The organism is Candidatus Tisiphia endosymbiont of Beris chalybata, assembly GCF_964026555.1.
Lineage (GTDB): Bacteria > Pseudomonadota > Alphaproteobacteria > Rickettsiales > Rickettsiaceae > Tisiphia.
The window spans coordinates 763,512-783,814 of sequence record NZ_OZ032159.1; the positions used below are offsets into that span (position 1 = coordinate 763,512).

The following is a 20,303-nucleotide window of genomic DNA, read 5'->3' on the forward strand; positions in this document are numbered from 1 at the left end:
TATATATTTATCACTATTACGCCTAATTGTAAAATATTTAGATTAAAAATTATAATGAATAAGGGATATTATAATCACTTATATTACAAAAGATTTTAATTTCATTAACTATTATCCTTGCTTTCATATGTCTTAAATACTACTATTATTTTAATATACAAAATATAGGATTATTTATATGGCTAATGAGGAGGATAATACAGTAAAACTAAGTCTTAATAACGCCTCAGAGGAGGGCACTTTTGATAAGGCTGCTTCTTCTGTAGTTAAGGAATCTGATACGTCCTCTACCGTAACTAGTGAAACAGATCCTGTGAACTGCGCCCCTATGTTTAGACCAAAAAAGCTTTAAATAGAGAGACTATTATTTTCATAAACTATCTACAAAAATATTATTTTTATAATTTTGTAGCTGTTGTGGTAATAGTGGAATTGTGGGTAAGTCGCAAGACTTATCCATAAATCCACTATATATCTCAAACGGCGTTTTGTACTCCAAAGCCTGATGGGGCCTTTGATTGTTATACCAATTCAACCATTTCGGGATATTATTTTTCAACTCTAAAACTGAAGTACACCGGTATAAATACGACCCCTCATACTTAAACGATCGCCATAAACGCTCAATATGGGCATTATCGTTACACCTGCCTTTGCCCGTCATGCTGATGCTTATGACGCATCTCCTCAATTCATTAATCCAATCCTCGCTGGTAAACTGGCTACCTTGATCACTATTAATTATCGACGGCTTCCCATATTTAGCTATAGCATCTTCTAACGCTAGCAAACAGCTCTCTGTATTTAAACTATTTGATAAACGATATCCTACTACTAATCTAGTATAAACATCGATTAATGCAACCAAATACATAAAACCACTTTGTACCCTTAAATAAGTGATATCCACCTGCCATACCTGATTTGGCTTTATAACCTCTAACCCTGATAGCAAATATGGATAAATAGCTTCTTTTAGGTTTCTTTTACTTGTATTAATCGAAGGGTAAATTGCTTGCAAATTCATTAGTTTCATCAACCTCCTGACTTTTTTGCTGTTAACAATTACCACTTCTCTCCTAAGTATCGCCGTTATTCGCCGGTAACCATATATCGGATAATTACTATAGATCTCAACTATTCTATTACTTAAATAATTATCTTGATCCTTCTCCGAATCCTTGTAATATAGGCTGGAGCGGTTCAGATTCAATAGCTGACTTTGCCGACGAACACTTAAATCTTTATAATCCTTATCTACCATCACTTTCCTCTTTATAGTTTCAACTTGGCAGATACGAGCTGCAAAAAATCGTTTTCTACCTTCAATTTGCCAATAGTTGCATGCAGTTTCTCTATTTCGCTTGTAGAACTAGAGGAATTACCGTTTTCATAGCTAAACTTAAAAATATCAGCACCATTTTCCAAAAATTGTTTCTTCCACCTTGTCATTACCGACCTTGGAACTTGATATTTTGAGATTATTTCAGCAATACTCAAATCTCCTCGGATCATCTCTAGCGATACTTTAAACTTAAATTCTTTACTGTAACTTTTTGGCTTACTCATTTTCGACTGCTCCTATTTTATATTTATTTTAACATAAAATAGTCTCTCTATCACTGCTCTAGTTTTCGGGGCGCATTACGCTGCTCCTGCTCCTGCGCAAAAATCCCCTCTTACACGAGCTATTGCTTCTATCCAAAATGCTGTTAAGGGAGGGCTGAATTTTGTCGCCAATATTGTTAAGCGAGCTTGGGAGCCTATCAAAAATACTAAGGTAGGTAAAGCAATGAGCTGGCTAGCAAATACTAAAGTTGGTAAGGGGATAGGGAAGGGCCTTAAAGCTGTTGGCAAATTTGCTACTAGTAAGCCAGGAGCTTTATTGGTGGCAGTAGTTATGGGAGGATTAACTTTGGGAGGAGTCTTAGGGGCAGCCCCAGTAGCGGTAGCGGCTATAACCGGGGCGGGAATAGTAGCCGCAGCAGCCGCAGTTGTCCTAGAAACAATTAAAATAGTAAAAACAGTTAAATTGACTCAGGAGGTGCGCTTATTATTAGAGCATCACGAGATTGAGCAGAAAATAGATGGTATATTAAAGGACCACCCTGAACAGGAAAAATTGGTGCAAAAGGTAGATCGTACTCCTGTAGATAATAAGGATCGCTCTGCTAGCCAACATAAAGCAACACATGCAGCAGCTACTCTCGCGAGTGTTGTGGGAGAGGGAGCAGATGTATTTGTTAGCGGAATGCATGCGGCACATGGTAATCTAGTACCCATAACTATAGCAGTAGTTAGTGCTGTTAAAGCTCTCTTGAGCTCTACTCATGAAATTCATAGCCTGGGGGGGGAATTTAATCAGATAGAAAAATTAATCGAGTTACGTGATATCCTCAAAGGGGGAATACATTATAAGGATCTAGCAGAATTAGAACAAATAACGAATCATCATTCTGATGAAGCAAAAGCTTTAACGGCATTAAATAATCAACCACCAGATGAAGTTAATAAAAAAACTACCCTTGAGGAAAGATTCGACTTACAGATGGAAAAAATCAAAGCTGAGAGAGCTGAGATCCAATTAAAACAACAAGAATCTTATAAGAATGCAAAGCCCGATGCAAAGGCACTTCGAGTTGAACGTGCAGCAATAATTGAAACAGTGTTACCGTTCGGTGGTACTACCTCAGGACAAAAAAAAGTAGGTAATAGTACAATTCAACAAGTGATTTCACCACTTTTGCGTCAAAGTTCTGTAGGAGATAAGGCATTAATAAAACAGGCAAAGGAAATAATGAAACCAGTTAACAAAGACTTGAAGGTTGCTCCTTCTTCCTACAATTCAGTAACTTCCTATAACCATCCGGCAGATAAAGCAGCAGAACGTATTCGTTAAAGGTAAGCTCACTAGGTTCTGTGAGCAAAAATGCCTATAAATCTACTCATTACATAGATACTTTCATAGAACCTGGCTTAATGCGTTTTTGCCACTAATAAATAAAAATAAATATTTTTATAATAATGTGAGGAGATTATTTATAGACTTATTACCTATATTAGCATAATATGGTATACTCATTTGCGCATCTGAGTTGTTTTTTTGTTTTATCAAGGATTTGCGTGTCCCATGTACCAGTATGTACTACTTCGCGCGCCTAGTGGTTAAAATAAAATCCAATTCTTGAGATCAAAAGAGTATAATTATTATTATTTTAGTAGTGCAAATGCGTATCTCTTCACAAGAAATTAGCAAAAATCAAGATGATTTTAATTTTTCAGTAGAAAGCGCTAATGAGGAACAATTAAAATCTACCCGAATGAATGCGGATAATATATCCGATGAACTCTTACGCGCAGATCCCGTTAAAGAAGTGCAGGTTAAACAGGGGCCAGCTAAAAAAACGCAGGCGACAGAAATAAACCACGCTGATAAGATAGCAGAAGCCGCTTATAAAGAAGTAACTAAGCCAAAATCAAAAATCCGGCAGGTTTTTTTCAGTATATGGACTACTTGTTCTAATATTTTTACTAAATTTAAGGCCACCAAATTAGGGAAATTTTTAACTAGTACTATTCTGGGGCATTCTATTACTATACTCTTCGCTTCATTAACGCTAGCAGGGCTTTTGGGGCCAGTGGGGCCGCTTGTTTTAACTATTTGTATTACAACCTTAGTAGGGGTAGCGCTAGGAGTCACAGCAGAAACTATTAAAACCAGATCTTTTCGTAAATTAGTAAAAGAGAATAATTTATTAGTCCAGAATAGTGAAAATCTCAGGAAGCAAGAAATTATATTAGAGAAACCGCTTCTGAACTTGAGAGAATTGTTAGAGACAGATTTGTATCTTGCAAGCAAACCCCATCGTAAACCCCCACATGTTATAAGTTATAGTTATGAAATGGGGAAGAATATGTGGAATACGGGGGTAATTTATATTGCGAATATACTGAGTATAAGCGCTAAGATATCTTCGGCAGCTACCGGTAATATTCCAGCCCTTTTGAGCGCAATAGGGAATGGTACAGTAACAATTGGGAATATAGCTTATTCCGGCTATAGCGCTCATCAATTAGCCAACGTATCTATACAATTAAAAAACAATATAAATCTTGCATTGGACAACCAAAATATTGAAAAGTATCAGAACTTACATCAGCTAGAAAGGAAATGTAAGGTACAGCATATTCAAACTGAGGCTTTAATAGCCTTAACAAAAGATGGAGATATTTATGATGTTAAGGAGGTACCAAAGAAATTCCTTAGATATAAGGTAGCCGCTGCTAAATTAATAGAAGATAAAGATTATATGAAATTGAATGAAGAGGGTAAAATTATTAGACTCCAGGAAGAAGCAAGCACAATTCAAGAAAAAGAAATCTTACACTTCATTAAAGACAATAAGAAAAAGGACATGGCCCAAGCACGAGTGTCTCTGCCAGTAACTGGCTGGCTAAAAAGCGTTGGTAAGGATGTACTGAGAGTGCTTAATCCTTTATATGAACCCCCTGAAATAGCGCCGCAGAGTCTATTAACTGTAGCGGCCACTAGTAATCAACAAAATATTCTCATCCAAGAGCCTGCTCCAGAAAGCCGCCCTATTGATATAGCTCTTGCGAATTACCCGCCTGCTGAAAAAGGTGATGCGATCGTAGTAAACGCCACAGCCCCTGCTTCCCTACAACAAGCTACAGTGGTAACTTCTAAGATGGCTGACAAAACTTCCCCACCAGAAGCAAGAAGGGGGAGGGGGGATAATTATAGCGCACAAATCTCTCATACTAAAACAATTGGTAAATCGCACGTAAAGCGTAACCGCGGGCAGTAATATACTCCTCTTTCGATGATTTTGCTGCTAGGCGTGATGGTAGAGCCTATAGATAATAGGCGAGCTATTTGAGCAACGACGCATGCAAATTCATCGAAAGAAGAGTATAGCTATTTCAATAACCTTGGCACTATATAACTATGCATCATTAAACCTTTATCGGTAAGCCTAATATAATTTTTCTTGCCTATATCTACTCTGTAATCAATTAAGCCCAATTTCTGATAATCATTGAGCTTGTCCATATCTAAGATTTCATTTACTTGTTTATCTACTCTTGTTTGGAATACATCTACGCTAATACCTTCTTCAAGGCGTAAGCCCATCATTAGTATTTCTTCCATTATTTCTTGCCTGGATAGAGAGGTAAGAGATTGAATACCGCACCCTTGTTCCTGTACAGCCTGCAACCACTTCTCTGGCTTATGCCACATCATAATACTGTTTATAGTATGACCAGTATCATTAGCCCTCTTTCCCAACTCTACTCCTACTGGTAATTTTGTCGTCGGAACTCGTCTCCGTTCCTCACGCACGTCTATGTACGCTGCGGTACTCGACTTCGCTTCTCCTAAAAATTCTTCAATAGTAGCGAGTTTGGAAAGAGGGCTATTATTCCCGGCATTAATCCTACTATGTGCGCCTGGCCCAATTCCTAAATAATTATTATATTGCCAATATGTCAAATTATGTTTACATTCTTGACCAAGCAGCGCATAGTTAGATATTTCATACCTATTATATCCTTGCGTCTTTAAATAATAATTAGTCCATTCATACATATCTGCTGCGATATCCGTATCAGGTATTGTTAGGTTACCTTCATTAAATAATTTATAAAATAACGTACCTTTTTCAATCATCAGCTGATATAGTGAAATATGGCCTGAGGCAAATTGCATCGCACGACTCAGTTCATTTTGCCAATCTAGTAAGGTTTGATTAGTTCTAGCATAAATCAAATCAAACGATACTTGAGGGAAAAGATTACGAGCTATTTCAATAGTTTCAATTCCTTGCTTGACATCATGCTGTCGACCTAGTGCTTTTAAGTCAGCTTCTATTAGCGACTGCACCCCCACTGACACCCGGTTAATTCCAGCTAAACGAAAATCTTTAAATTTTTTAGATTCGAAAGAGGTAGGATTTGTTTCTATAGTAATTTCCGTCTGCTCATCTATTATAGCTAATTCAGCTATTTTTTGTATTATTCCTTCAACCACATACGGTTTCATCAAGGAAGGGGTGCCGCCCCCAAAAAAGATAGATCTTATGTATTTATTGCTAATAATAGTTTTGAAATATTCAAGCTCGCTAATATAACTTTGCAACCATATATCATGCGCAACTTGTTCAACAACATGGGAATTAAAATCACAATAGGGGCATTTTGAAAGGCAAAAGGGCCAATGAATATATATAGATAGATAATTTTTCATTAGGTTCTGTGAAGGTTTCTATCTAATGGTCGATTTCGTCGTTATTTTTGTTCTCGAATCCTCACATACATTTAGTACACTGCGGTTCTGTGAGCAAAAATGCCTATAAATCTACTCATTACATAGAAATCTTCACAGAACTTAGATCTTGTGGGAAATTCTACTTTTGATAATAGACTTTCTGCATAAGTCTATTATGCGTATTTTGCCATATGCTTTAACATAAACTCTTTCACTTTTTCGAAGGCAGCATTTTCAATTTGTCTGATTCTTTCTTTAGAAATATTATATTCGATACTAAGCATATCAAGAGTAGTAGGCAGATCCTTTAATTTACGTTCCGTCAAGATATGTAGCTCCCGCGGGTTTAATAATTTCATGGCCTGAGCTAATAAATTTTGTTTCTTCACCGAATCTTGCCTGCTAATTAATTTTAATTCTTGATTTAAGCGGGGTTCAGGTAAAAATTCAATTAATTCTCCGCCACTATTCTCACTATTATTAACTAGGTTATTTAAAGATAAATCAGGGCCAGCTAACCTAGAATTCATTTCGCTAACTTCATTTCTGCTAACGCCAAGTTCACTAGCGATTTGAGTAAAATCTTGTTCTGTTACTGCTCTTGAATATATTTTGGTAATTTTTTGTTTAATTTTACCAAGACTAAAAAATAGTTTTTTTTGTGCGGCAGTAGTACCGATCTTAACTAATGACCAAGATTTTAAAACATATTCCTGAATTGCCGCCTTAATCCACCACATAGCATAGGTTGATAAACGAAATCCTAAATCAGGGTTGTATTTTTTTACTGCTTGCATCAACCCTAAATTCCCTTCAGACACTAATTCACTAAGCGGTAGTCCATAGTTTCTATAACTAATTGCTATTTTGGCCACTAGTTTTAAATGACTGGTTACCAGCCTATGAGCAGCTTCCAAATCCTGATTGTCAAGGTAGGATTTTGCAAGTAAAAATTCTTCTTCTGGTGAGAGAGAAGGAATTTTGTTAATCTTTTGCAGATATTGATAAAACCCTGTTTCAGCAGAAATTACTGGCAAACTAGTGTTATTAGACATATAATAACCTATAAAATTTAAGAAACTGATAAAAAAACTAATTGTTAGCTTATAACCCTATATTAGACTTTCTGCATAAGTCAAAAATAGTTAAGGGGTTTTTAGGAAAAACGAAGCTGAGCCGAGCTTCGTGCATGGACGCAGCTGAGGAGCGGCAGCAAGTTTTAATGACAAAATCATCAACTAGATCGACTTATGCAGGAAGTCTAATAAAACTAGTATAACATAGGTTGGAAATATTTTAAATAGGCTTCTTATTATTTATAAGAGAAAAATAGTGTCACCAAAATCTAATAAAAATTTTGCCTTGGCTTTAGCCAGTTTAACTCTTAGTATGATTATGTTAAGCTTTGCAGCTGTCCCCATTTACAATCTATTTTGTAAAATGACCGGCTATGGTGGTACTGTAACTAGAGCAGAAGCCAATACCTATTATCACCGAAAAACTAAAGGAAGTAGGGTAATAAGTATAGAATTTGACGCAAATGTTGATAAAGATTTACCTTGGAAATTTACCCCTAAACAACGTAGAACTACTACCATTCCAGGACATAATACCTTAGTTTTTTATGAAACAGAAAATTTAAGTAGCAAGGATATAATAGGAACTTCCGTTTATAATGTGACCCCTAATAAAGCTGGTAAGTATTTTATAAAAATACATTGCTTTTGCTTTGAGGAACAATTGTTGAAAGCAGGACAAAAAGTGTTAATGCCCGTAACATTTCTTATAGATCCTGACATAGAAAAAGATCCCGAAATGAACGATGTTAATGCTATCACATTATCTTATAGTTTTTTTAAGGTTAGAAATATTGAAAAACTCCTAGAAAATTCAAATAAAGGTTTAAAAAAATAATAAATTAGTATATATAATATGACTATAACAATTCATTCATTAGACGACTTTAAACAAATGCGCGCCGCAGGCAAGCTAGCTGCTGAAACTTTAGACTTGATTACAGAGTATATAAAACCAGGAGTAACTACTAATTATTTAAATGACCTTTGTCATAAGTTTATTATATCTAATAACGCTGTGCCAGCCCCATTAAATTATAATGGCTACCCCAAGTCAATTTGTACTTCTGTAAATCATGTAGTGTGTCACGGTATTCCAAGTGACAAAATTCTGAAGAATGGCGATATAATTAATGTGGATGTCACGGTAATTGTAAACGGATGGCATGGTGATACTAGTCGAATGTATTATGTTGGTGATGCTAGTATTAAAGCCAAACGCCTAATACAAGTTACTTATGATGCAATGATGATTGGCATTGAATACGTCAAGCCTGGCGTGCATCTAGGTACTATAGGAAATGCTATCCAAGCTTATGTAGAAAAGCATAATTACTCGGTGGTAAGAGATTATACGGGGCATGGCATAGGCAGGATATTCCATACCGATCCTTCAGTTTTACATTATGGTAAAGTAGGAACTGGTCCTATATTAGAAGAAGGTATGTTTTTTACTATTGAACCAATGGTAAATAGCGGACATTACGCTACTAATTTAAGTAAATTAGACGGCTGGACAGTCACGACAAAGGATAAATCTTTATCTTCCCAGTTCGAACATACTTTAGGAGTGACTAAAGATGGTTTTGAAATTTTTACTTTATCCCCAAAAAAATTAATGTATCCGCCTTATAAACTATAATCATGCAAGATAATATCCCCCATTATATGGGACATAGACAACGTTTAAAACAACGCCTCACTTACTGTGCAGAAAATCTTCTAGATTATGAACTACTGGAACTAATATTATTCTTAGTTATACCGCGCAGAGATGTAAAGCCCTTGGCAAAAGAATTACTGCAGAAATTTGGGGATTTTTCTGGTTTATTAAATTCCAATAAAGAAAAATTACTTAGTGTGAAAGGAACTAATGAAAATTTATATATAAATTTTATTATCTTGCGCGAATTAATTAATAGGATGCTAAAGCAAAAAGTAATAAAGCAAAATATTATTAGTTCTTGGAGCGTTCTAATAGACTACCTAAAAATCGCAATGGGTGGTCTGCAATTAGAACAATTTAGAGTTTTATTCTTGAATAAAAAAAATATTTTACTTGCTGATGAGATTTTAAGCCATGGTACCATAGATCAAGCCGCCGTCTACCCTCGTGAAATCGTTAAAAGAGCTTTATTTAATGAAGCAAGTGCTATTATATTAGTACATAACCACCCAAGTGGTAATAGTAAGCCCTCAAATACCGATATTGTCCTCACAAATACAATAGTCAAAACCTGCTCTAATATGAATATCACTGTTCACGATCACGTCATCATTGCTGGTAATGAATATTTTAGTTTTAAATCGAATATGTTATTGTGAATACATCTTTACTTCTTCCCCTTTAATAGATTAACATATTAACATATGCTAATCTTTATTAAATTATGCTTCAAAATATTATGAAAAGTGATGAGCAAACCTTAGAGGAACTCGAAGCACAATATCAGAAAGTCACTGATGTGTTACAGGATTTTATTGATAATGAAGATGAATGTAGAATGGTGCAGTATAGAGAAAGATCAGATCTTAAATCAAAAGGATTACCTCTCCACTTCGCAAAACATAGCGGAAATTCACAACAGATGTATTATGGTTATCTGGCATTGTTAAATGCTGCTAACATTCTTATTGATACCCACCCCAATAATACCACCCCAAGAACTGCTCAAGAGAAAGCTTTAAGGGCACAAACTTTTTCTCACGCAGCTATAACTCTCAAATATATGGCAGAACTGGCCTACGATTTTCAGCCCAAAACTAATAACGAAAAATTTGAAGATGGTGCAGTACAAGCACGTATTGAAAATACTAAAGAGACGGTAAATAATATATATAAAAAAGAAGGTAGAGTTTACCTTCCAACATCTCTCTTAAAAAAAAAGAAGAGAAGGCATCGCCTAGTAACAAAACTTTCTCAAGAAAATAACAATTATTATATTACTAAATTTAATGCAGGAGGAAGGGAAAATATTACTGACGCTATTAAGAGCATTGCCGGTTTCCTGCAATTTACTGATGATGGTATGCCTATAATATATGATACGGTGAAGTACCGAGTTGAAGTAGACGATATACCAGAATTTATTAATTTCATTATCGCAAATAACTATACCAACAAAATAAGCTGTTCTCAAAAGACCGTTAGTGAGCTCAAGAAAAAAGAACAACAATTGTCACAAAGGTTAAACAATATAATCCATAAAGAAGAAGGCAGTAACCAAAGAATTGGTAATTGCTCTACACGCTCTATTAGAATAGCATTGCGTAATATGCTGCTGCCAAGTGATTTTCGTCAAGTTTTTGATATTATTACTACTATAAATTATGAAGAGATTTTGTCAGCCTTAAAGAGTTATCAGCAAGAATTGGACCAAAAATTAGGTACAGCTCAAGATCACCCCTCTACTCCCCACATATTTCCCCCTAACTTATCTACTCAAGAGAATAGAATTGACTATTTAATACAAGCGATTAACCAACAGGTTAATCATCTATTAAAATTTCCGCTAGATACTAACCACCTTAACAAGATAGAACAAGACAACTACTTATACTTAAGGTTAACCAGGTGCTATGATAATAAACCCGCAATATATCACCTTCTAGCTCAAAATATAGCGAAAGATTTAGTAAGGAGAAAAATTATTATTAAAGATGAACCCACTGGAAATCCTTTTTATCCTTTAGATTCTCAAGGAAAACCACTACTACAGAACCAGTTATTACCTTGGATTGGATGCCCGCATGAGGGTAATACCCTCGAGCGGTTAGATATGATTTGTCAATATTGTGCTTATATATGTACGAATACGGATTCAGCAGCAGAAAGCCCCCTTACTGCAGAACTAAACACAAAGGTGGAATATATAATCAAAAAAGCTCTTCAGACAAAGTACCATAATCTTCTAGCAGGAGATAATATGGTGATCACAACAAGTTTAGCTAACAACGCTATTAAATATGTTACAGCAATTTTAAAACAAGCAAAAAAAGAGGGACATGTTGTTTTTGTAGAACAACAACATGTCCCAGATAAGCTAGCTATAGTTGATCCTAAGTATATAGGAGACAATAAAGAAAAATTTGTCCAAGAGATAGCTAGTTCATTGCCTGATCCTGCACCTTCCTATGTATTTTATTTAGAACGACTGCGTAAAACAATTGCTACTGTTAACCCCATAATTAGTGGTATTAAAGAGGCAGTTTCTACTGCTAAAGATGCATCTAGTGCTATTAAAAACGTAATGATTACTGGAGAAAGTGCAATTGCTACTGCTGAAGCTGCTAAACTTAATTATTTATTATCCAAAATAAAATTACCCAAAAAAAAGATACAAGTTACTCCAGATCCTAAAGCAAGAGATATAATGCTTGCTCAACATATAGAAAGAAAACAAATTCTACTTGCAGAACTTAGGAATGAAATGGGACACAAAGTATATGAGAAATCATTGGCCACAGACCATGAACGCTCCATAACCGCTGAAAAAGAGGAAGAACAAATAAGGAAGGAAACGCAAAAGCCTACTGTTGCCCCCATCGCGTAAATCTGAGTTTGTCCCGCTTTTAATTGCAAAGTCGTTGGCTCAAGGTAATAATACTACTAACCTTAGCACTAAATCTAAATTCACCTCTAAATATCTTCAAGAAAAATTAGATAAAAAAGGTAAAGTCCCTCAGTTATAGTTATTACATAAATAATTCATCCTGTCATACTCCCATAAATTGCTGAAGCAAGATAAAATCTTCAGAGAGCAGGTGAAAAATTTTAGGTAAATATATCTTAGCGATGAAATTATTATCGGGGTTAACTTTAAGGAATAAAATTAACTGGATACTTGGCTGTTTTGAAGAATTGGCTCCGCAAAACTGCAGAGAATTCGCGTGCTCATGTAGTACCTCTACCCTGTACACGCTCACCCCTTGTTTTACGCTCCCATTTGGAGGATCATTCGAGTATATATTAGGAGAACTGGTAAGATTCGGTATTATGGCATTATTATGTTGACCCTTCACATGGATAGCTGACTCCTGCGCTTCCTGCGGAGCGCGGCTTTTAAGCAACTTAACTATTGTCTCTAACTCGGCATGATTTTGGGGGTAAAGCTTGATCTCGGAGTGATTGGCATTTATTATCTCATCTATGGTGGTAAAACTCTTAGCAATTAATCTTACTCCTCCTGCATCTTTAAATAAATCACAATGAGCAATAACTACGCTCTGAACATCTAGCAAATGGACAAAAGACTTGAGCACTTCTTCACTATAAATAGTTACTTCAAAAATACCAAACTGATCCGATAATTGTAAAGTTATGAATCGGCCCCGCCCTGACATGCGTGAATCTTTCTTTTGTATTATACCAGCAATTTTTATTTGCTTCGAACCATGCGGTATATCTCCCAGAAAATATAAAGAAGTTAAAACATTAAGCCGTGATAATAAATCATGATATTTTGCTAACGGATGCAGAGTAAGAAATAAGCCTAATACTTCAAATTCATGTAAGGAGAGGTCCCTATTATCCATATCGCTTACTTCAACTAATATTTGCTCGCTTGCGGTATTAACTTTAATTAAGCTAAATTGATTAGAAATTTTTTCAGCATGGTAAGAAGAAGCATAAGCTAGTAGCTTAGGTATGCTTAAAAGCAATTGATTACGGTTATTATTTAATTGATCAAAACCCCCAGCTTTAATAAGATTTTCTAATAATTTTCTATTGATAGATTTAAGGGGTAGACGTTCCATAAAATCTATAATACTTTTAAATTTACCATTTTTTTCTCTGTCTGTTTCTAATATTTTACTAAAATTAAGAGTAACGCTTTTAATGCCAGCCAGCGCGTAAACTATAGATTTTTTATCACTATAAATAATATTAAAATGTCCGGTAGAAAGGTTAACATTAGGAGCAATAATAGGAATATTATTATTTTTAGCTTCTTGAATAAATAAATTTATTTTATCATGATTATTTAATTCTAAGTTCAAATAGGCTACTAAAAATTCAGTGAGAAAATTTGCTTTAAGATAAGCTGTCTGGTAAGATATGACCCCATAAGCGGATGCATGGGCTTTATTAAAGCCATAGCCAGCAAATTTAGCTACCGTTGCGAAAATAGTTTGAGCTTGCTGGCGCGAGATGTTATTTTTCATAGCCCCGCTAACAAAAATCTCTTCTTGCTGTTCCATCTCAGATTTTATTTTTTTCCCCATCGCTCTACGTAGTAAGTCGGCACCCCCTAATGTATAATTAGCGATTACTTTTGCAATTTCTAACACCTGTTCTTGATATATTACTACCCCGTGAGTTTCTTCTAAAATGGGAGTAAGCATTTCATGTAGGTAATCTGGTTGTTGGAGCCCATGCTTACAGGCGATATAGGTAGGTATATTATCCATGGGGCCCGGCCTATACAATGCGCCAAGCGCTATGATATCTTGAATAGAATCAGGCTTAAGGCGCCTTAAAGCTGATTCCATTCCTGGGCTTTCAAATTGGAACACCCCTACCGTTTTACCTTCGCAGAGCAATTCATAAGTTTTGTGATCATCAAATAAGCTATTACTAAAATCAACATCTATATTCTGCTTTTTTAGTAATTCTAAACATTTGGTGATGACGGTAAGAGTTTGTAAGCCTAGAAAATCAAATTTAACTAAGCCAGCTATTTCTGCATATTTCATTGAATATTGTACTATCAACATTTCAGAATTCTGATCTTTATAGATAGGTACTATCTCTACTAAATCTTTACCTGCTATAACAATTCCTGCGGCGTGAGTCGAGGCATGCCTATTAAGCCCTTCTAATACTAAAGAAGTTTCCAATACTTGTTTTATTAATTCTTCCTGTCCTTCTAAATTATATAAACCTTTACCCCGCGCAGCAAAGCCCAATTCCTTTACTTCTTGTATAGCTTGCTTTAAGGTCACAGGAGTAACTGCGTTAAAGGGAATAAGTTCAGTTAGGTTTTCTGCATATTTGTAAGGCAAACCTAGGACCCTTGATACATCTTTGATAACCGCCTTTGCTTGCATTTTACCAAAAGTAATAATTTGGCCAACTTTATTATCTCCATATTTAGAACGAACATAATTAATCACTTCTTCTCTTCGTTCTTGGCAAAAATCAATATCAAAATCCGGCATTGAGATGCGTTCAGGATTTAAAAAACGCTCAAATAATAGCCCAAATTTTAAAGGATCAAGGTCAGTGATTAACAGACTCCAAGCAACTACAGATCCGGCTCCTGATCCTCTACCCGGTCCTACCATGATTCCTTGCTTCTTACACCATTTGATAAAATCAGATACGATTAGGAAATAACCAGAAAAATCCATACCGCAAATTATATTTAACTCATAATTTAAACGCTCTAAATATTGCGCGGTAATAAGCTCATGTTGATCGCATGGAGTATTTTCCCATTTAAATTTAGTGTTTAGCCTTGCTAATAATCCTGCTTGAGCCTCTTTTTTGATTAAATCTATCTCATTAATATCTTGATGAGTAAAGTTTGGTAACATTGCTGGATTAGGATGAGCCATAAAATGGCATCTCTGAGCTAAGTGGACAGTATTTTCTATCGCTTGTGGCAGATCCTTAAAAAGCTCGCACATCTCCTTGGGCGATTTGAAGTAACATCCAGTACTGGCTCTTTTACGATCATCTACCTCTTTATTTACTCCGGCTGCTATACATAATAAAACATCATGAGCATCATGCATATTAATGCTACTGAATAATACTTTATTAGTTGCAACTAAGGGAATCGCCAGGTCACTTGCTAGCTTTATATAATTTTCTTCTATCGCTTGTTCTGTAGCTAAATTATGCCTCATAATTTCGAAGTAAAAACGATCACCAAAAATGCTTTGCAGCTTAGTAGCCCAATAAATTGCCAATTCATTTTTTTTAGCAAGCAGATTTTTGCCAACTAACCCTTCAGTATAACCAGATAAAATGATTAAACCTGCATTGTATTTTATTAAATCCTCAAAAGTAATATGGTTGCAAATTTTACGATCATTTTTAGTAAAACTATCGCTAACCAGCTGTAGAAGATTTTTATACCCAATTTCATCTTTAGCGATTAATAAAATTTCACAAAACTCACTTTCGGCATATATAAGGTTTACAAGAGCTCCATTTATAGCCTGCACTCCAGCTTTAGCGCTATTTAAAGCAAATTCTAAAGATCCAAACAGGTTACCTCTATCAGTCAAACAAATTGCTGGCATTTTATGTTTGCAAGCTAGTTCCACTATTCTCTCAATAGTAAGAGCGCTTTCAAGAAATGAATACGAGCTTTGGGTTCTTAAATGAACAAAATCAAATGACATATTAGTATTAACCATTTATATTTTCTTAAATTCGACCTCCTGTATCCGTCAAAAATAATAGAGGGGTCTAATGAAATAACAATTCTTGAAGTACGAGCAGTATATATTTCAGCCCTGACCAATACAATGATACTTATATCCTATGGAACTTAACTGATCTGCATCTAAAATATTGCGAAGGTCAATAATTATCGGGTTTTTAGTTTGAGACTTTATAGTTTCCCAAGGTAGAGCTTTAAATTCTGCCCATTCAGTAGTAATTAATATTAGATCGCTATTTTGACATGCGCTAAGCGCTGTTGTTGCATAAAATATATTATTATAATTTAAAGCTTCTAGATATTTTTTAGTATGCAGCATACCCATAGGATCAAATGCCTGAATGATTGCTTCTCGATCAAGCAAGATTTGAATAATTTTAATCGCTGCACTATTTCTAATATCGTCAGTACCGGCCTTAAAAGTTAACCCTAAGACAGCTATTGTCTTATTACTAAAATTTATTTCGGAGGGCAAATTATATTTGTTTGCTTCAGCTTGTTGTTGCTCCAAATATAAGGTAGAAGCGAGCTGCGAACGAGGACTAATGTCAATAGGCTCTGAAATAGAGCAGTTATTTAGGATATAGTAAATTTTGTTAACCATATCATAGGGTCTTTGATTATTACTACTGATAACCGCATCAATAATTTGACACTCTGTATAAAAAGTTTTAGCCACTTGCGCAAGGGCTAGAAGATCTTTAGGAAAGCATGAACCCCCAAAACCGGGTCCGGCATTTAAAAATTCTTCCCCTATCCTTTTATCCAGTCCCATCGCCAAAGTAAGATCTTTTATATTCGCCCCAGTTTGTTCGCATAAATTTGCCATTTCATTAGTAAAAGCAATTTTTGTTGCTAAAAAAGAGTTAGAGGCATATTTTGCTAGCTCTGCAGTTACCAAATCGGTACACACCATTCTTATTTCCTTAGTAATTAAAGGCAGATAAATTTCTCTGAGTAAATCTTCAGCAATTTTGCTATTGGTACCAATTAAGATTCTATCGGGATTTAAAAAATCATCTACCGCACTACCTTCTCTTAAAAATTCTGGATTGGATGCAACAGGAAAGTGCAGATTTTTTGCGTGTAGGTAGGTAATAATTTGATTGCATGTGGTAGGAGGTACTGTCGATTTAATAACAATTAGGCATTCCTTGTTAATCCAGCTACTAAGATTATCTATAGCGGCAAAAATATATTGTAAATCTGCTGCCCCTGATGGAAGAGAAGGTGTTCCTACAGTAATAAATACTACATTAGAGTCTTCTAAGGTGGCGCTATAGGTATCTAGAAACTGTAATTGACCAGATTCTAGTAAGGGAGTTAAATACTGTTCTAGCTTTGGTTCATAAATTGGTAATATATTTTTTTTGAGTTGAGCAATTTTTTGCGTATCGGTATCTAAACAACTCACATTATGTCCAAGATAGCTCATCATTATCCCTGATACTAACCCTACATAACCAGTACCGATAAAAGTAATATTCATAAATAAATTAACCTAAAAGAAACTCAGCTCTGGGGCATATCAATCTATAATTTCTAATTTATATAAATTCTTTATTTAAAATGAAAAAATTATAATTGATACTATAACTTGTGCAACAATTTTGATATGTTAGACTGCTTTAACAGTAGACTTCCTGCATAAGTCAATCTAGTCGGTAATTTTATCGTCGAAACGTGGCTTCCCGCGCCCTAGGCTTGGTTTTGTTTTTTCTACAAATTCTGAAGCACGACTTCGTCTTATGCAGGAACTCTAATGAAGTTACTAAAAAATATACTGCTCGTCTTTCAAAAATTGTTTTTTTATTTTATCATGGACTCACGTGTTCACGTACTGGCATGTACGCTGCGCGCGCTCGCCATTTAAAATAAAATCCAATTCTTGAAGTACGAGCAGTATAGTTAGTAACTTAATAAACAAGCCCTCTAATTAACTTTACCTGCGCGATAACAACCTTTATCTTTATAGTAAGTTGACTTAATTAAAATAATATATAATTGTTTAAAATTAAATAGTAAAATGGTTGGAATCAAAAAATTTTTTATCGGTTTAAGTGTAGTAGTTTGTATCACTATTTTAGTTTTATATTTATTGATATTGGGGGCCAGTAGAGGCTATTTTGATAAGCCAATAAAGAAGGGAATAGAAACTTATTTAAATTATAAAAATGCTCAAATAAAAATTGGTAATTTGCAAATAAGAAATAATATTCTATCAATTGACAAAATTTTTATGGATTTAACCCATAATACTAAGGGGGAAATTACTAACTTTAATATTAATTTTGTTATTAGTAATCTAATGAGTAATCTTATAGTCACGAATATTATTAGTATGGATAGTTTCACTGTCATTTCTGAAGATAATCAACCTATAATAGAGACGGTTATCTCCGCTAAGCACATAATAGAGCCTTTTAAAAATAATACTGAAACAGAAATAAATCTCTCCCCGATTAAAAACGTTGCGCTACTTGATTCATATGGTAAGTACCTGTCAGATGGGGCAGGAGTTTGTACTTATACAAATAAGACTGATACAATCCCACAAAAATCACTAGACTGTAAATTGACTTTTAGCAATCAAGCTAACTTTCTATTAAAAGGTAAAATTCATAATAACATAGTTGAAGCGCAAGCTGATATTAATAATATTCCTATAATAATTTATAAAATTGGAGAAAAATTTCTTGCCGATAATGAAATAGTTTTATTCTTACAACAATATATTAAGGGCGGCTACATTAGAACAGGGGAGCTTAATTTAAATTTTGATAATAATGCTTTAACACCACACATTCCGGAAAACGCAATAAATGGTAAATTACACATTATAGATTTGGAATATAAGTATGACCCGGACTATCCCGCTCTTAAGAAGGTGGATACTGATGTCAAGGTAGCCGGATCAAAAGTTGACTTTGTGGTAAACCAAGCCTACAGTAGTGATACCCTTCTTTCTGGGTTAATAACTTTGGAATGGAAAGGAATGGAAGATTCATATTTTACTGTCAACGCTAATGCTAAGGGGGAGGCGATAGATTTAATTGACTTTATCCCTGCTGAAGATTATAAAAAAGCAAAAAGCCAAGGGATAGATCTTAAAAAGGTTACAGGGCAGGCTAATTCTAAAATTGAAATATCTATTCCCATTAATCCCCAGATCAAAAATACCTATAATATCTCTACTGTGATTACTAATGCTAATCTTACCGCCTTTGATAACAATATCATATTAAAAAATGCTAAAATGACTGGCTCATTTAACGGAGATAAAATAGTAGTAGCTGGGGTAGGAAAAATTAACAATAATAATAGTAATTTTGTGTATCAGCACAATATTATTAGTAATAAAAAAGATAATTACGACAAGATATTAAGTATTAAAGCCACCGTTCCGGGAAATAATCAACAATTTGGAATAATAAAATTACTTGGTGGTAGTACCATTCTAGATTTTGAATATAAGACACAAAATAATGGAGAATCTATAATTTCTGCCAACGCAAATCTAAAAAATTTAGAATTTTATATTGATAAAATTTCTATCCATAAAACTCGCGGGAAGGAAGCCAAATTAACTTTGTTAGGAAACTTAGAAAATAATTTAAAGGACGGCCTGCATTTTGATCTTGTCGGTGAAAACAATTTAAAAATTACTGCTCAAGTTAAACTGCCCAACAATAAATATGATATTACTTTGCCAGTCATTAGTTACGGAAGTACTAATTTAACCGGTAGATTGCTATTAGATAAAGATAATTTAAACGCAGAAATTCAGGGTAAGCAATTGGATTTGTCTAATTCTAATATGATGCAATTTTTAGAAAAAGCTGCAGACACCAAAAATATTCATTTGAAAGTGGGGATAGAAAAAATTCGACTACAAAATAATATATGGCTTAATGATTTCAATCTACAAATTGACTGTGATAAAACGAAGTGCTTCTCGGGCTCCTTATTCGCCAAAATTGGATCTAAAACTTTGAAAATGTTACTTACCGATAAACAAGATAAAGAGCAATGGTTCATTAGTTGTAATAATGCAGGTGCTCTATTAAAAGGTATAGGGATGTATAATAATATGAAAACTGGCACAGTAAATTTGAATCTTGAAACCAAGAGACAAGAAGTTAAAAAAGGTGAAATAATACCCATTTTAAACGGGACATTTAATATAAAGCAGTTTATTATTACCGATATGTCTTTTCTTACTAGAATAGTATCTTTTGTTTCGTTTCCTGGCTTTATGAGTTTTATATTAAACAATAAAGATATTATGTTTACTAATATGCAGGGGCAGTTTAGTTATATAGGCAATACTGTTAAAATCTCTAATAGTGCAGCTGAAGGTCCATTTTTTGATTTTACAATGCAAGGGGTAATTGACACTGATAGGCGCCAAATCAAACTTAAAGGAAACGTTATACCATCATTCTTTTTTATGAGTAACATTATCACCAAAATTCCAATCATTGGCAAAATATTTTCTAAGGTAGCGCCTTACTCTATTGCGCTGGAATATAAGGAATAAGT

At 34.5% G+C, this 20,303-nt stretch carries 13 protein-coding genes and 2 pseudogenes; 8 read left to right on the forward strand and 7 right to left on the reverse strand.

Annotated elements, in window-relative coordinates:
* Positions 1-178 precede the first annotated feature (178 nt).
* On the forward strand, positions 179-352 hold the full coding sequence (locus AAGD44_RS03670) for a hypothetical protein (RefSeq protein WP_341764601.1): 174 nt from the start codon (positions 179-181) through the stop codon (positions 350-352).
* Positions 353-370: 18 nt separating this feature from the next.
* On the opposite strand, the gene AAGD44_RS03675 is transcribed toward AAGD44_RS03670, so the two are convergent.
* On the reverse strand, positions 371-1,264 hold the full coding sequence (locus AAGD44_RS03675) for an IS3 family transposase (RefSeq protein ID WP_341763476.1): 894 nt from the start codon (positions 1,262-1,264) through the stop codon (positions 371-373).
* An 11-nt stretch (positions 1,265-1,275) separates the two neighbouring features.
* A complete protein-coding gene (locus tag AAGD44_RS03680; protein WP_341763459.1) occupies positions 1,276-1,569 on the reverse strand; it encodes a hypothetical protein in 294 nt (97 codons plus the stop codon).
* Positions 1,570-1,792: 223 nt separating this feature from the next.
* On the opposite strand from AAGD44_RS03680, the gene AAGD44_RS03685 reads away from it, so the two are divergent.
* Entirely contained in the window at positions 1,793-2,899 is a 1,107-nt protein-coding gene (locus tag AAGD44_RS03685; protein WP_341764602.1) for a hypothetical protein, read from the forward strand.
* A 328-nt stretch (positions 2,900-3,227) separates the two neighbouring features.
* On the forward strand, positions 3,228-4,829 hold the full coding sequence (locus AAGD44_RS03690; protein WP_341764603.1) for a hypothetical protein: 1,602 nt from the start codon (positions 3,228-3,230) through the stop codon (positions 4,827-4,829).
* A gap of 110 nt (positions 4,830-4,939) precedes the next feature.
* Here the strand turns inward: AAGD44_RS03690 and hemW are convergent, their stop codons facing one another.
* Both hemW and rpoH read right to left on the reverse strand, forming a co-directional pair.
* Positions 4,940-6,268, reverse strand: a complete 1,329-nt coding sequence (gene hemW / locus AAGD44_RS03695; RefSeq protein WP_341764604.1) for a radical SAM family heme chaperone HemW — start codon at positions 6,266-6,268, stop codon at positions 4,940-4,942.
* A 194-nt stretch (positions 6,269-6,462) separates the two neighbouring features.
* A complete protein-coding gene (gene rpoH / locus AAGD44_RS03700) occupies positions 6,463-7,344 on the reverse strand; it encodes an RNA polymerase sigma factor RpoH (protein ID WP_341764605.1) in 882 nt (293 codons plus the stop codon).
* A gap of 277 nt (positions 7,345-7,621) precedes the next feature.
* Here rpoH and AAGD44_RS03705 point away from each other — a divergent pair, with 277 nt between their 5' ends.
* From AAGD44_RS03705 to AAGD44_RS03720, 4 genes are all read left to right on the forward strand, one after another.
* Positions 7,622-8,203, forward strand: a complete 582-nt coding sequence (locus AAGD44_RS03705; RefSeq protein ID WP_341764606.1) for a cytochrome c oxidase assembly protein — start codon at positions 7,622-7,624, stop codon at positions 8,201-8,203.
* Positions 8,204-8,221: 18 nt separating this feature from the next.
* Positions 8,222-9,007, forward strand: coding sequence for a type I methionyl aminopeptidase (map, locus tag AAGD44_RS03710; protein ID WP_341764607.1), 786 nt, complete (start codon positions 8,222-8,224; stop codon positions 9,005-9,007).
* Positions 9,008-9,009: 2 nt separating this feature from the next.
* A complete protein-coding gene (gene radC / locus AAGD44_RS03715) occupies positions 9,010-9,690 on the forward strand; it encodes a RadC family protein (protein ID WP_341764608.1) in 681 nt (226 codons plus the stop codon).
* 65 nt (positions 9,691-9,755) lie between these two features.
* Complete coding sequence (locus tag AAGD44_RS03720; RefSeq protein WP_341764609.1) at positions 9,756-11,918, forward strand: hypothetical protein; 2,163 nt, start codon at positions 9,756-9,758, stop codon at positions 11,916-11,918.
* A gap of 409 nt (positions 11,919-12,327) precedes the next feature.
* Here the strand turns inward: AAGD44_RS03720 and dnaE are convergent.
* The 3 genes and pseudogenes from dnaE to AAGD44_RS07815 form a co-directional block, all read right to left on the reverse strand.
* Positions 12,328-15,720: pseudogene (gene dnaE / locus AAGD44_RS03725) on the reverse strand (DNA polymerase III subunit alpha); the annotation flags it as partial.
* Positions 15,721-15,828: 108 nt separating this feature from the next.
* On the reverse strand, positions 15,829-16,272 hold the full coding sequence (locus AAGD44_RS07810) for a UDP binding domain-containing protein (RefSeq protein WP_410521007.1): 444 nt from the start codon (positions 16,270-16,272) through the stop codon (positions 15,829-15,831).
* Positions 16,273-16,332: 60 nt separating this feature from the next.
* Positions 16,333-17,250 (reverse strand): annotated as a pseudogene (locus AAGD44_RS07815) (UDP-glucose dehydrogenase family protein); the annotation flags it as partial.
* A gap of 537 nt (positions 17,251-17,787) precedes the next feature.
* Here AAGD44_RS07815 and AAGD44_RS03735 point away from each other — a divergent pair.
* The gene (locus tag AAGD44_RS03735) at positions 17,788-20,301 is read left to right on the forward strand and encodes a DUF3971 domain-containing protein (protein ID WP_341764612.1); all 2,514 of its coding nucleotides are present in this window, start codon (positions 17,788-17,790) and stop codon (positions 20,299-20,301) included.
* Positions 20,302-20,303 lie beyond the last annotated feature (2 nt).

Coding starts and splice junctions, on each gene's coding strand:
- AAGD44_RS03670 (WP_341764601.1), top strand. CDS start 179: ATGGCTAATGAGGAGGATAATACAGTAAAACTAAGTCTTAATAACGCC.
- AAGD44_RS03675 (WP_341763476.1), bottom strand. CDS start 1,264: ATGGTAGATAAGGATTATAAAGATTTAAGTGTTCGTCGGCAAAGTCAG.
- AAGD44_RS03680 (WP_341763459.1), bottom strand. CDS start 1,569: ATGAGTAAGCCAAAAAGTTACAGTAAAGAATTTAAGTTTAAAGTATCG.
- AAGD44_RS03685 (WP_341764602.1), top strand. CDS start 1,793: ATGAGCTGGCTAGCAAATACTAAAGTTGGTAAGGGGATAGGGAAGGGC.
- AAGD44_RS03690 (WP_341764603.1), top strand. CDS start 3,228: ATGCGTATCTCTTCACAAGAAATTAGCAAAAATCAAGATGATTTTAAT.
- hemW (WP_341764604.1), bottom strand. CDS start 6,268: ATGAAAAATTATCTATCTATATATATTCATTGGCCCTTTTGCCTTTCA.
- rpoH (WP_341764605.1), bottom strand. CDS start 7,344: ATGTCTAATAACACTAGTTTGCCAGTAATTTCTGCTGAAACAGGGTTT.
- map (WP_341764607.1), top strand. CDS start 8,222: ATGACTATAACAATTCATTCATTAGACGACTTTAAACAAATGCGCGCC.
- radC (WP_341764608.1), top strand. CDS start 9,010: ATGCAAGATAATATCCCCCATTATATGGGACATAGACAACGTTTAAAA.
- AAGD44_RS03720 (WP_341764609.1), top strand. CDS start 9,756: ATGCTTCAAAATATTATGAAAAGTGATGAGCAAACCTTAGAGGAACTC.
- AAGD44_RS03735 (WP_341764612.1), top strand. CDS start 17,788: ATGGTTGGAATCAAAAAATTTTTTATCGGTTTAAGTGTAGTAGTTTGT.